Source organism: Microcoleus anatoxicus (assembly GCF_042465725.1).
Lineage (GTDB): Bacteria > Cyanobacteriota > Cyanobacteriia > Cyanobacteriales > Microcoleaceae > Microcoleus > Microcoleus anatoxicus.
Genome location: NZ_CP120853.1, coordinates 5,398,716 through 5,411,586 on the forward strand (window position 1 = coordinate 5,398,716; position 12,871 = coordinate 5,411,586).

12 protein-coding genes are annotated in these 12,871 nt (G+C 44.6%); 2 read left to right on the plus strand and 10 right to left on the minus strand.

Annotation, left to right across the window (positions count from 1 at the left end; all coding sequences use genetic code 11):
- Nucleotides 1–259 precede the first annotated feature (259 nt).
- Both P2A85_RS23430 and speA read left to right on the plus strand, forming a co-directional pair.
- Nucleotides 260–1,456, plus strand: a complete 1,197-nt coding sequence (locus tag P2A85_RS23430; RefSeq protein ID WP_377475755.1) for a helix-turn-helix domain-containing protein — start codon at nt 260–262, stop codon at nt 1,454–1,456.
- Nucleotides 1,457–1,613: 157 nt separating this feature from the next.
- Nucleotides 1,614–3,623 (plus strand): biosynthetic arginine decarboxylase, encoded by a 2,010-nt coding sequence (gene speA, locus P2A85_RS23435; RefSeq protein ID WP_377475756.1) that lies wholly within the window; start codon nt 1,614–1,616, stop codon nt 3,621–3,623.
- 213 nt (nt 3,624–3,836) lie between these two features.
- On the opposite strand, the gene P2A85_RS23440 is transcribed toward speA, so the two are convergent.
- The 10 genes from P2A85_RS23440 to P2A85_RS23485 form a co-directional block, all read right to left on the minus strand.
- On the minus strand, nt 3,837–5,000 hold the full coding sequence (locus P2A85_RS23440; protein WP_377475757.1) for a sugar phosphate nucleotidyltransferase: 1,164 nt from the start codon (nt 4,998–5,000) through the stop codon (nt 3,837–3,839).
- A gap of 308 nt (nt 5,001–5,308) precedes the next feature.
- The gene (locus P2A85_RS23445) at nt 5,309–6,136 is read right to left on the minus strand and encodes a segregation/condensation protein A (protein WP_377475759.1); all 828 of its coding nucleotides are present in this window, start codon (nt 6,134–6,136) and stop codon (nt 5,309–5,311) included.
- A gap of 145 nt (nt 6,137–6,281) precedes the next feature.
- On the minus strand, nt 6,282–6,659 hold the full coding sequence (locus P2A85_RS23450) for a LapA family protein (RefSeq protein WP_377475761.1): 378 nt from the start codon (nt 6,657–6,659) through the stop codon (nt 6,282–6,284).
- Nucleotides 6,660–6,784: 125 nt separating this feature from the next.
- Nucleotides 6,785–7,606 (minus strand): DUF3153 domain-containing protein, encoded by an 822-nt coding sequence (locus P2A85_RS23455; RefSeq protein WP_377475762.1) that lies wholly within the window; start codon nt 7,604–7,606, stop codon nt 6,785–6,787.
- A 209-nt stretch (nt 7,607–7,815) separates the two neighbouring features.
- On the minus strand, nt 7,816–9,120 hold the full coding sequence (locus P2A85_RS23460; protein ID WP_377475763.1) for a TldD/PmbA family protein: 1,305 nt from the start codon (nt 9,118–9,120) through the stop codon (nt 7,816–7,818).
- 365 nt (nt 9,121–9,485) lie between these two features.
- Nucleotides 9,486–9,842 (minus strand): DUF86 domain-containing protein, encoded by a 357-nt coding sequence (locus P2A85_RS23465; protein WP_371120079.1) that lies wholly within the window; start codon nt 9,840–9,842, stop codon nt 9,486–9,488.
- Nucleotides 9,820–10,167 (minus strand): nucleotidyltransferase family protein, encoded by a 348-nt coding sequence (locus P2A85_RS23470; RefSeq protein WP_371115968.1) that lies wholly within the window; start codon nt 10,165–10,167, stop codon nt 9,820–9,822. Before P2A85_RS23470 ends, P2A85_RS23465 begins: the two co-directional genes overlap by 23 nt.
- Nucleotides 10,168–10,384: 217 nt before the next feature.
- Nucleotides 10,385–11,863, minus strand: coding sequence for a tetratricopeptide repeat protein (locus P2A85_RS23475; protein WP_377475764.1), 1,479 nt, complete (start codon nt 11,861–11,863; stop codon nt 10,385–10,387).
- Nucleotides 11,820–12,218: a hypothetical protein gene (locus P2A85_RS23480; RefSeq protein WP_377475765.1), complete on the minus strand. Its 399-nt coding sequence runs from the start codon at nt 12,216–12,218 to the stop codon at nt 11,820–11,822. The genes P2A85_RS23475 and P2A85_RS23480 overlap by 44 nt, the downstream gene beginning before the upstream one ends.
- A 29-nt stretch (nt 12,219–12,247) precedes the next feature.
- A complete protein-coding gene (locus tag P2A85_RS23485) occupies nt 12,248–12,853 on the minus strand; it encodes a hypothetical protein (protein ID WP_377475767.1) in 606 nt (201 codons plus the stop codon).
- Between the last annotated feature and the right edge of the window lie 18 nt (nt 12,854–12,871).

Here is a 12,871-nt window from a genome sequence, read left to right on the forward strand (position 1 = left end):
AGTGATTGGTGTCGCCCTGCCCTTCGACTACGCTGACTGAACCGCGAAGTCGAAGGGTGATTAGTGATTGGTGATTAGTGATTGGTGAGGCAAGATCCCAAGCATGAATCACCAGTTACAAATCCCCAGCGACCACTTCATCAATAGCAAATCAAGGGAGCTTAGCCCTACTCGACTCTCCCCCTAATGGCATCCGGAATCAGTACCAACTTGTCGAATAAGTTACTCAGATACCTTGTAGTAAAACAACATAAATATCATGGCACTGAAACCCGATGCTTATTTTGGGGTAACAGATCACACAACTATTGAAGTTTCTCAAGAAAGTTTTCGCTCTGTCCTTGGTCAAATAGAAGCTGAACTACTTTGTAGCGACACCTACAGCCACGCTCTAGCTAGCTTGCAAACTATGTTGGGCGAAGCGGCATCGGCAGCGGAAATTTTAATTAGAGCGGTTAGCCGAGAAGCGGTCAAACTAGCATTTCAGCGGTTCCCCAAATCACAAAAAACGGAACTACAACTAGCCCCGGAGAGTTTCGCCCTGGCAAGTTCTACTATGGGAAGTTCTTCCCTGACAAGTCCGCTGCTGAGCAAAGCTACAGAATTTACGGCAGTCAGAGAATTAGAACCGTCACAAGTATCTGTTCCCATCTTTTATCGTCGTAGCACTACTGTGGAATTGCTACCCAAAACAGAGTCGGACACTGAAAATGCCGATCTTCGAGATACCGAAACTCTCGAACCAAACCAACAATTTCCCCCAGACGAAGGCCAAGTTGAGTCAGCTACACCCGGTGCTGTGGTAGTTAAAGGAAACTCCTTCCCAGGATTTTCTTTTCTTCAGAAACACAAGAAACTCACTAAGGAAGAAGCACTAGCTTTGGCTATTCAACAACGGAAAGATTGTTTGTGTGAGTTGGGGAGAGAATTGCGCCTGGGAAGGGAACTTAGAGCCTTATCTATCCAACACATCCACAGTCAAACCCTGGTGCCGCTGCACCACATCGAAGCGATCGAAAATGGGGAAATTGAGAAACTCCCCCAAGACATCTACGTTAGAGGTTTCATCCGTCGGATCGGCGATGCCGTGGGACTCAACGGTACTGCAATGGCAGATGCTTTGCCCCAACTCGATGCCAGTGGCAATCTCAACTCCTATTTGTCGGTTTCCGAATCGGACTCAGACGATGGCTTTCAAATGAATTCAGCCCATTTGTATATCGGGTATACGGCTTTAATGGCTGGGGCTGTGGGGGGTGTGGCTTGGCTATCGCAACAACCCGTTGTGCCAGGGGGGCAGCCAGTACCGGCCAATTTGGCGACACCACCTGCATCCGTTGCACCAGCGACGGCGCGCGACACCTCCGCACCTAAACCTGGTGTGAAAAAGTCTCCCAGTCATGGGGGCATGATTATGGGGGCTGATATGGCGCCACCTGAAATGATTTTTGGCTAAAATCTGTTAGTTGAAAATACCTCGATCGCAATTTTCATCGATCTAACCTTGAGGTCGATCGCGGCACAGTCACAAAGTGAATTTTCCAGTACATCAGGAAACCCGATATCTGCGATAAACTAACTACTCGACCAGTCATTTTAAGGTTTCCGAGAAGATGAGTTCCCCTGCCACTGCTGCTTCCTCCCCGATCGAGCCACTATCGACTCAGCCACCAAGTATCCCAAATTTGGTGACACCAGACACTACTTTGTCAACGACTGCTCCAATTCCACAGAAATCTTGGACAATCGAAGATAGCGAGAAACTATACCGAATTCAAGGTTGGGGGGAACCCTATTTCTCGATCAATGCAGCCGGTCACGTTACAGTATCTCCCAAAGGCGATCGTGGCGGCTCCCTGGACTTGTGCGAACTGGTAGAATCTCTCAAACAGCGAAACTTGGCACTGCCACTACTGATTCGATTTTCTGATATTTTGGAAGACCGGATTGAGCGGTTAAATTCTTGTTTTGCCAGAGCGATCGCCCGCTACAATTACAAAAATGTCTATCGCGGTGTCTTTCCGGTGAAATGCAACCAGCACCGACAATTAGTTGAAGATTTGGTGCGTTTCGGTCAACCGCACCACTTCGGCTTGGAAGCTGGATCTAAACCAGAATTAATGATAGCTTTAGCCACCTTAAAAAACCCAGGCGCTTTATTAATTTGCAATGGTTACAAAGACCGCGAATATATAGAAACGGCAATTTTAGCCCAGCGGTTAGGGCAAACTTCAGTAGTTGTGCTTGAGCAAATAGAGGAAGTGCAACTGGCGATCGCCGCGGGCAAAGCATTAGGAATTAAACCAATTTTGGGAGTGCGAGCCAAACTCAGTACCACTGGTGTTGGCCGCTGGGGAGGTTCCACAGGCGATCGAGCAAAATTTGGCTTGACTATTCCTGAAATTGTCCGCGCTGTCGAGGAGCTGAAAAAAGCAGGAATGCTAGACTGTTTGCAACTGTTGCACTTCCATATCGGCTCTCAAATTTCATCGATTAGCGTCATCAAAGATGCCATCCGAGAAGCCAGCCACATTTATGTAGAATTAGCTAAGTTGGGAGCTAATATGAACTACTTGGACGTAGGTGGTGGACTGGGCGTTGACTATGATGGTTCTAAAACTAATTTTCATGCCTCTAAAAATTACAATATGCAAAACTACGCCAACGACGTAGTAGCGGGAGTCAAAGATGCCTGTGACGAGCGAAAAGTAGCAGTACCAATTATCATTAGCGAAAGCGGACGGGCGATCGCATCTCACCAATCTGTGTTAATTTTTGATGTACTTGGTACGAGCGAAGTTCTGAGGGAAGTGCCGGAACCTGTAGACCAAAACGCCCACCAAATTCCGCGCAATTTGTACGAAATTTATCAATCTATTAGTCCTGAAAATTACCAAGAAGTCTATCACGATGCTATCCAGTTTAAGCAAGAAGCAATCAGTTTATTTAACTTAGGGTATTTGGGAATTGCGGAACGGGCTAAAACTGAGCAATTGTATTGGGCTTGCTGCGAAAAAATCCAGGCGATCGCGCGGGAAAAAAAATATGTATCCGACGATTTGGAAGACCTAGAAAAGGTGATGGCCTCAATTTATTACATCAACTTATCTGTTTTTCAGTCCGTACCAGACAGTTGGGCAATTAACCAATTGTTCCCTATTATGCCAATCCATCGACTTGATGAAGAACCCACTCAGCGAGGAACTTTGGCGGATCTCACCTGCGATAGTGATGGTAAAATCGACCAATTTATCGATTTGCGAGATGTCAAATCAGTTTTGGAACTCCACCCTATGAAACCCGGACAACCTTACTATTTGGCGCTATTTTTGGGAGGTGCTTATCAAGAAATTATGGGCAACCTGCACAACTTATTCGGCGATGCAAATGCAGTTCACATTCAGCTAACGCCTTCTGGCTATCATATCGAACACGTTGTGAAAGGGGACACGATGAAAGAAGTTCTCAGCTATGTACAGTACGATGCAGAAAGTTTGGTTGAAAGCATCCGCCGTCAGACAGAGGAAGCATTGCAGCAAAATAAAATAACTCTTTCGGAGTCACAACTTTTGCTGCAAAATTATGAGAGGAGTCTTAGCCAGTATACTTATCTTCAATCTTAGTTAGTTATTGGTTAGTTGTTAGTTGTTAGTTGTTAGTTGTTAGTTGTTAGTTGTTAGTTGTTAGTTGTTAGTTGTTAGTTGTTAGTTGTTAGTTGTTATTTGTTATTTGTTATTTCTCACAACTAATAACCCACAACCAACAACTAATAACCAAGAACCAATAACAACTAACCAATAACAACCAATAACAATTAACCAATAACCAATAACCAATTAGTCAGTAGTGCTGAGAATGTCTGCGATCGCCTGCCGTTCTTCTCTTTGTTTAGTTGGCAAAACTTGACGAGCATCAGTAATCAGCCAATCGAGAGCCGCCGCTTGCAAATCGATCGCAGCCCCCGTTTTATCAACGCAGTAGCGCCCGAACACCAGTTTGTCAACTAAGCGCACTTCTGGCCCCAAACGGGAATACTCAAAAATCACGCTATTTTCCACTGTCGCCCCACTGCAAAGCCAACAATTGGGGCCGATCATCGTCGGGCCAACAATTTTGGCTCCATCTTCAATAATCGTCATCCCGCCAATATAAACAGGTCCGGTAATATCAACCTTGTCCCAATTCACAGCTACATTTAAACCAGCATAAACGCCGGGACGAACTTCAATTCCCGGAATCGAAACATTTTTAACTTCTCCCAATAGTACACTTTGAATCGCCCGCCAATAGTCAGGAACTTTGCCGATATCCACCCACTCAAAATCCATGCTAATCCCATAAAAAGGCGCGCCTGCTGCTACTAGCTTGGGGAATAATTCCGAACCGATATCATACTCTGTATCAGAGGGAATATAATTGAATATTTCAGGTTCAAAAATGTAAATACCAGTGTTGATATCGGTACTCAGAGCTTCCTCAACAGAGGGTTTTTCTTGGAATGCTTTAACTTTACCAGAATCGTCTGTTACCACAACTCCGTAACTCGAAACTTCTTTGCGGGGAACCGATTTCATCACAATAGTAGCGATCGCCCCTTTTTCGCGGTGCCACTTGACAGCAGCCGTCAAATCCAGGTCAATCAAAGCGTCTCCGCACAGCACGACAAAAGTATCATCAAAAAATGGTGAGAAGTCCTGAATCCGCTTCATACCGCCAGCCGAACCGACGGCTTCTCCGATCATTTTTCCCTCTTCAATCCGTCCCTCAAAAGAATAGCCAATTTGCACCCCAAATTTTTGACCATCGCGGAAGTAATTTTCAATCACGTCAGCTAGGTGGGAAACATTGACCATAATCTCATCAAATCCATGCTGACGAAGCAATTCAACCAAAAATTCCATCACAGGCTTTTGTAGGATGGGAATCATTGGTTTCGGTATTGTCTGAGTAATGGGACGGACACGAGTACCTTTACCGGCCGCCAGAATCATCGCTTTCATTATTAACTTCCTCAACCCTTTGTTAATTGATATCAACTCAACACTTAGATGCTAGCGGTTACGATCTATATTTGTCGATCGCACTAAAATCCTTACCTGTTTATTTGCCACACAGTACCAGGCTATCAATCACTGATTCGGGATTTCGCTGAATTTAAGCAATCAGGAATCACGAATCAGTTAGCACTGGAGTGAGTGTCTTCCTCCCAAACTGAGCCAGACAATTCCAGCTAGGGAGCTTCTGCCTGGAATCTTAACCGACGGAGTAACATAGTTATTAGTTTCGGAGCGGTCAGTCTCATTTCCGTTTAAGTTTGGAGAACTCGGATTTTGAGGTCTCGATAAAACTCTTCTTGAACCAACTCTACTTTAGACTGAGCCGACAATAGCAACAGCGCCCAAAAAATACCAACGCGGTCATGATTGGGCGAATTTGTTGCCTCAGTTTCCTCCATAGAGACTGGAATGTTCGACTCAACAGGCGAGTGAAAATCGTGATGAGGCCAGAGTTCCAGCAGTTGTTCCAAGTCCAGCCAACCCTCATCAATTTCCAAATTGCGTTCTCCCAAAAACCGCTCCAGTTCACTAGCAGTTTCCACCAGATTTTCTTGGTGAGCTAGCTCAAATATAGCCCGCGCCGCTTGAGACCGCATTTTTGAGCTAGTGCGTCGCCGGGGAACAACTGTCTCCTCCATTGCCGCTTTCATTAGCTGCAACTGCTCAATCAGTTCTGGAAGCGTCACCGGGCGTTTTTGGGGTAGTTTAGCCACACCACGACGCCGCAGTTGCCGCTCCAAATGCTGGGGCAAATGTCGCCCTCCTGAGTGTTCTGCCTCTTCTAGTGGAATCTCATCGGCGGAGTCATTCACGGGGGGTTCCGAGAGGACAATACTTTCTGCTTTGAGCAAAACCAGCATCGAAGCGTACAAAAATGCCTGACCGGAGTGGGACAAATCAGAGAAATCCCCACTACTATCGGCATCACGGGCCTCGTTTAGCTTGTTCAAACATCGATCGAACACTTCAATCACCTTAACGTCCCAAGGATTGATTTCTCCCCGTTCTGCTAAGTCAATTAAAATTGCGATCCCCTCGGAAATCGTCTGTAAACCATCTTGGGCTTTGGCAATGGTCATTCGAGTTGATATTAGATTTTAGTTGATCGAGCCTATATAGCAATCCTTGCAGGAGTCGTAAATATTTTTACCCCACCCCAACCCGGACCTTACTAAGGTCCGGGAGTAAGAAATTCACAAATGATTTAGGATTGCTATATTTGATTTAATTAGCGATCGCCACCGCATTCTTGATATCTTCCACGGTGGACGGTTCTGTACTTTCTAACAAAAGTTGTTTCGCTTCAACTTCTGCTTTATACCGTTCGATATCCTGTTCTAAAGCTTGAATTTGCTGCTCTTTTTCGCGAACTTGACGACTCTCATCACGAGAGGCGAGCATTCGCTGCATTCTGGACCACAAACTAAACAGCCACGCTAAAATTGCCCCCAATCCAGTTGCCATAATTAATTCTACTGACAAAGGAGCTTTAACTTGGAAGCCTTTGATAATTTGAATAGTTGTCGGCTCTGTATTCTCTATGCTGAACAAGACTAAAGCCAAACAAATCAGAAAGATGAAGAAGAAGTTTAGTACCCGCATTTTCTCTGTTCCTAATTCTCAAACTGTACAATTTTTTGTGTCTCGATAAACTATTAGATTTCCGACTTTTTCCAGGAGTCCTGGTGCTAGAGCTTCTGTTTTTTAGCTGTGACTGAGCAACTGCTTTAGGTTTGGGGGATTTTCTGAGTTTTGTGACCGATGCCCATGGCTGGCAAGAGTTGATATTTCAAACCAATACCAGCAAGAACGAATAAAGCAATAATCACTGCACCAATGCCTACCGGACTGGGAACCCAAAATACAGCCTCTAAATAATTAATTTCCCCCGGTTTCAGCTTCCAAACCAACTGTTTTCCCTGGTCAGAGATTTCCGGTGCGATCGCACCGGGCCTAGTTTGAATACTTTCGGCTCCCCAAGGCGTGTTCAAGCTAAAGTCTAGCTCTAAAATTCCCCCAGGACTGACAATCAGATTACCGTTAGCCGACAGCAGAGAAATCGATCGCAAATCCAACTCCAAACTTAACCGATTTCGCAGCACCAGCAACAAATTATTTTGCTTGACCTTTAGGTGAGATTCAAACTTCGGCAAATCCGTTTCTAAGGGAGTGGCAACCCTAGATTTTTTGGGGGGTACGGGATTGTAAAATTGGTTAAATTTTTCCTCTAACTCTGCACCATTATTAAAAGGAATTCTAACTAAAACCTCTCGCTCTGAAAGCCGTTTAGTTTTCCCATCCAAAGAGCGCACTCTACGTTCTACACTATTCAACCAATCTCCAACAATCTCGCTGCTGAAGCTCGTCAGCCGTTCCCCCAGCTTAATGTGCTGCACAATTTCGCCGCGAGTTTGGCTTTCAAAGTTAACTCCGACATCGTACTGAACGCAGCCTGTTACCAAAGTTAAAAGGCACAATACAAAAGGTAAAAGAAACAAGAAGTGTTGTTTCCTTTTCCCTGTTTCATCCTTGACCATTTGCTCTTTCATTGTTGTTTTTTCCCTGTTTAACTTCCAGGCTCTGCCTGGGAACCCATGTTAACTGGTTCCCCGGCTCTGCCTGGGAACCCATGTCACTCTTGCTCTGCCTCGCAAGCTTTGATGCAAATTCGAGGCAGAGCCTCTGGATCTTCATTACCAGGCAGAGCCTGGTAACGAGTAAAGAGCCTGGTAACGAGTAACTTTGAACTGTTAACTGTTTATTGTCTAGAGGCTACGCCCAACTGTTGAAACAGCATACTGGGTAAATAAGCCCCGCCACCTACCCATTCGGATTCGCTACTCAAATCTACCAAATTTTTAAAGGCTTCAAAAATGCTGCCCGCTACCATTGTATTCTTGACGCGGCCTACTATTTTGCCTTTTTCTACTTTATAACCTAAAGCCAAATTGACTGAAAATTCGCCGGCTAATTGATTGGACTGACCGGCACCTAGAACTTGCTCTACTATCAAGCCTTCGTCCATGCTAGCAATCAATTCTTGAGTAGGAGTATTTCCGGGGAGAATGCAAAAGTTGGTCAAATCTGGACCGGGGCGAGACAGTCCCCCACGAAAACCGTTGCCTGTAGATTCTACACCTCCACGAGCGGCCCATCTGCGATCCCAATAAAATCCGGTGACGGTACCTTTGTCAATTAAAACTTTACGAGTTGTGGGAGTTCCTTCGTCGTCAAAGGGACAAGCCGAAGGGCCTAAAGTTGGGTCTTCTAAAAAGGTGAAGCGTTCGTCAAATAAGGTTTCGCCGATTTTGTCGGCTAGGGGAGAGGCTTTTTGAACGACGGCTTGGCCCGACAGGATGGTGTCAAATAGGCCACCGAGGGTGCTAGCGGCGGCGTTGGGGGTGAATAATACGGGGTAGGAACCGCTGGTGATGCTGGCTGCATTTTCGGCGAGGCGGTATTTTTCCAGGAGTGTTTGCAGGATGTTGTTGGTGTCGAGGGGGCGATCGCACGCTACATCGTAACTGTATGCTTGCATAAAATCTTCTCCTTGCACCAAGTTGCCGGCAATAGTGCCACTGACTATTTGGCTGCATCTTTCGGCATAGACATCTTGGGTGGTGGCAATTTTGACGCGGCCGCTGCGGACGTGGAAGCCAACATCGACGATGATATCGGGATTGTAGGCGTGAACTTGCTCGATGAGGTTTTTGCCGTTTTCGACTAATTCGGCGGTTGTGGGCGGAATGTAGGTGGTTTCCGGGGTGGTTAGGTGGTAGTTGGAGGCTAGTTCAAATTCGGCTGCATCGCCGATTTCGGCAGTTTGAATGGCTGCATCGACTAAATCGTCTATCCGCGTTAAATCGGTGGAACTAGCAAAGCCGATTTTGCCGTTGTGAATCAGTCGGAGTGCGACACCTCGGAGGGCTTTGGTTTGGAGGGATTTGAGGCGATTGTTTTCAAATTCGATCGGGGTGTCTTGGCTGGATAGGTAGTATACTTCAGCGCTATCGGCGCGCCCAGATGCCAGTTTCAATATTTGTTCTATGGTGGAATCGCTCACGATAATCGCCTTTGAGGTTGGTCTTTGTTCTATTTTAGCGATTTTGGGTGTGGCCAGAAACCGGGTTTTTTCTGAGAATAGCGATACCCCACCCAAAAACTGCGAAAAACCCGGTTTCTTGAGTCGAAGTCCGTGGCCAGAAACCGGGTAATATCAATTCCGGTTGTATCGGAATGATTTAACCGCGAAGGCGCAAAGGACGCGAAGGAAGAGAAGAGAGAGTTTAATAATTCCGATGAAGAGAGGATTTTATATAAAACCTCGCACGACCTCTGTCAACTGCGGTGCCCTGAGCGTAGCCGTTCGCTTCGATTTAAATGGTCAACTGTAGAAGACGATCGCGCATTCTGTGTTTGTGCGATCGATCAACTATCATCAGGTAACGGTGGCAATAATGCCTCTACTTGTACCAGTAAACTAGGCAAAACACTCGTAACAATATTCCAAATAACTTCCGAGCTTACTTGGTCATAACGATGAACCAAAATATTTCGTAAGTTAATCGCATTTCGCCAATCAATTTCGGGATGGAACTGCTGAAACTCCATAGAAACTCTCCGAGCGGCCTCCCCCAAAATCCCCAACTGTCGCTCTACGGCACTTTGCATAAAAACATTTTCAAGATAAGTGTCGCATGAAGCATCCGCCGTAAACTCTTGAATCCGACGGATTGCTTGCGCCATATCCCAAAGTGAAGCACTATCTCGATCGCCCGTTTGCATAAATCACTCGATAGGTTTTCAAAATGTTCGATCGTAGATAGGGATTTTTTAACAATTTTTTTTCTACCAAATCCACAGAACGGTGAAATAAATCCTCGATCTCCTCCTCCATACTCAATAAATGAGAAAACGTGAGGCGATGTGATGGCTCATATGTCACCAGTACATCCACATCACTATCAGAACGAAAATCATCCCGGAGCACTGAGCCAAACAAGGCAAATTCGACAATGTTCCAGCGCTGGCAAAATTGGGCGATCGCATCTAGAGAGACTTTTAAGCGATCGGTCATCACATACTCTAAATCTGATTGCAACTCAATCATGGGCGAGCCAACCTCCTATTTTTTAGCCTAACGTTTTTTTAATTGTAACATTGCAGGTCTGACTGACCTTCAGACAACATCAATACACACCAAAAAACTGCTGAGAACCCGGTTTATTAGATTTTGGGCGTGGTCAGAAACCGGGTTTTTTCCAATAACATCGATACACCGCCCAAAAACTGCGAAAAACCCGGTTTCTTTAGTCAAAGTGCATCCATCAATCCCCAGCCATCTGCTGGACTCTAGAAATAATGCGTTTCACTGTCTCCGCGTCGGGCGATCGCAAATGCTGTAAAATCTCCAAAGATTGCTGTAAATAATTCAAAGCCAACTCAAAATCTCCCTTCTCATCTGCTAACAACTGTCCCAGCATTGCAAAAGTAGCTGCTTTCCCTTGAACATCGCCAATTTTTTCCTTAAGTTGGAGAGATTGTTGATAAAATGCGATCGCCTTTTCTACATCCCCTTGATTCGCATAGATTCCTGCTAGACAGTGCAAAGTAGCTGCTTTCCCTTGAACATTGCCAATTTTTTCCTTAAGTTCGAGAGATTGTTGATAAAATGCGATCGCCTGTTCTACTTCTCCTTGATTGGCATAGATTCCTGCTAGACAGTGCAAAGTAGCTGCTTTCCCTTGAACAGCGCCAATTTTTTCCTCAAGTTCGAGAGATTCTTGATAAAATGCGATCGCCTGTTCTACTTCTCCTTGATTGGCATAGATTCCTGCTAGACAGTGCAAAGTAGCTGCTTTCCCTTGAACATCGCCAATTTTTTCCTTAAGTTGGAGAGATTGTTGATAAAATGCGATCGCCTCTTTTTTGTTTCCCCAATCATCCTCAATCCATCCTAATTCATGCAAAGTGGTTGCCTTTAAAGATATGAAATCTTCATCATCATCCTTCGCCAAATCTAACGCTTGTTCTAGATAGTATTTTGCTGTCGAGTATTCACTCCGACTGCGATAAGCAATCGCCAAATTATTCAAAACTCTGATGCGAGTTTTCAAATCCTCGTCAGTTTCCTCGCGCCCACTTGAGGGAGTATATTCCATCAATAACCGTTTTAATAAATCAATTCGTTCCTGCTTTTCTGGAACCTCGCAATTGCTAATCTCTTTGCTAGCATCCAGAGTTTGAGACATCGCATCATCTCTAGTATTTACATGAGTTTTGAACACAAAAGTTCCCGAATTCCAGGCCCAAAAATCCGGCGCATAATTAGCAACTCGCGTAATCGCATAATCCGGCAAACAAAACAGCATTAGATGCGGCACCATAACCGGATAAGCATCTCGCACCCAATTGAAATCCACCAACATCGGCGGATATTCCCCCGTCATCCCGATCGCATTTTCCACTCCCCGCACAATCAGAATCAACTTTTTGTCTGGTTGAACCTTGACTGTTGGGAAAACCTTCAGAATTTCATCCAGCAAAAAGCGCATATCAGGATCGGGAAAATCCCAAATCTCAAACTGCATCTCTTGACAATCGGGATGGTTAATTAAAGCCTGAATAATCGCATCTCTATCCCTAGCAAAATTACTTTGGATAAATCCCAAATCAAAGGAATCGTCGGGAACAATATCGACAAACGTCAGCAATTGATCGAAAGACTCTTGATTGAGTTCAACAATCCTTTGTCGGTATATTTCAGGGATTTCCTTGAATTGATCTAAGGGCTTGTTGGAAAGCATAGCTTTGTTTTACGAGTGGGTTGACATAATTCCACCGACTACTTCCGTTGTATTCCAAAACGGAAAGATTGAATAATAAATTTTGTCCGATTTCTTCTTTAGCAATATCTTTGTCGATGCAAACTCGCGCTAGTATTGTATAATATTCTGGTGTAGGAGTAGACCTTTCAAAATCAAATTGCTGTTGATTTAAAGCGTAAGTGACATCTTCAGCCAAAACTTTACTGTGTTTGCGAGTAATGGCCGTGCGACAAGCCGATCGAGTTATCTGCATCAATTGTCGCACATGACCGCCACTGGCTTTTGCCAAATCTAGCAACTGTTGTCGATCGTCAAATATGGAGCTTTTTAACACCCATTATAACTCATATCTCGCACTATCGTCTATAATTGTAATTCACACTGTTTAAACACATAGTTAACTGCTCCAAACAATCGCTCTAAATCCTGAATTGTATAGAAAACTTTATTTTGAGTAAACATTTCTAACTTGAGCTTGCCAAACTGCCACATTGCCCCATTAGAAACAATCCCAAAGATAGTTTGTTCTGGTTCATTGTTCAGTCGCTGTACGGCGATCGTTGCTGCCAAACACTGCCCCCATCCTTCATCAAAGGCGCTCTCTTTCTTAGCTTCAACTAAGATGAAATATGGCTTATCAAAAACTACAGTACCAAGGGTGGAGCGCTTCGCCAATATATAATCTGGAATCCCTGACAAATTTTCATTGTAGATTAAGGTTTGGTGACTCCAGAGGAGAAAATTACTGCGATAATTTTTCCAAACTTCTTTTAATACAGGATAAATGATATTTTCACAAATGGCGATTTCTGAGTTGTCAAATACTCCTTCATTGAAAATCAGTTCTAACTCATTCCGAAAAATGTCGCTGACTGCAAATTCTGTTTCGACAATGAAGTTATCTCGCAGGTAATTAATCTGGAATTCCTTGGCAACAGCGCTGATACTTTTGTAATTGCTAAAAGCCATTGGGTTGTCTCCATGAAA

What these genes read in the sequence shown, in the direction of transcription:
- P2A85_RS23430 (WP_377475755.1), top strand. Translation starts at nt 260, where the DNA reads ATGGCACTGAAACCCGATGCTTATTTTGGGGTAACAGATCACACAACT.
- speA (WP_377475756.1), top strand. Translation starts at nt 1,614, where the DNA reads ATGAGTTCCCCTGCCACTGCTGCTTCCTCCCCGATCGAGCCACTATCG.
- P2A85_RS23440 (WP_377475757.1), bottom strand. Translation starts at nt 5,000, where the DNA reads ATGAAAGCGATGATTCTGGCGGCCGGTAAAGGTACTCGTGTCCGTCCC.
- P2A85_RS23445 (WP_377475759.1), bottom strand. Translation starts at nt 6,136, where the DNA reads ATGACCATTGCCAAAGCCCAAGATGGTTTACAGACGATTTCCGAGGGG.
- P2A85_RS23450 (WP_377475761.1), bottom strand. Translation starts at nt 6,659, where the DNA reads ATGCGGGTACTAAACTTCTTCTTCATCTTTCTGATTTGTTTGGCTTTA.
- P2A85_RS23455 (WP_377475762.1), bottom strand. Translation starts at nt 7,606, where the DNA reads ATGAAAGAGCAAATGGTCAAGGATGAAACAGGGAAAAGGAAACAACAC.
- P2A85_RS23465 (WP_371120079.1), bottom strand. Translation starts at nt 9,842, where the DNA reads ATGCAAACGGGCGATCGAGATAGTGCTTCACTTTGGGATATGGCGCAA.
- P2A85_RS23470 (WP_371115968.1), bottom strand. Translation starts at nt 10,167, where the DNA reads ATGATTGAGTTGCAATCAGATTTAGAGTATGTGATGACCGATCGCTTA.
- P2A85_RS23475 (WP_377475764.1), bottom strand. Translation starts at nt 11,863, where the DNA reads ATGCTTTCCAACAAGCCCTTAGATCAATTCAAGGAAATCCCTGAAATA.
- P2A85_RS23485 (WP_377475767.1), bottom strand. Translation starts at nt 12,853, where the DNA reads ATGGCTTTTAGCAATTACAAAAGTATCAGCGCTGTTGCCAAGGAATTC.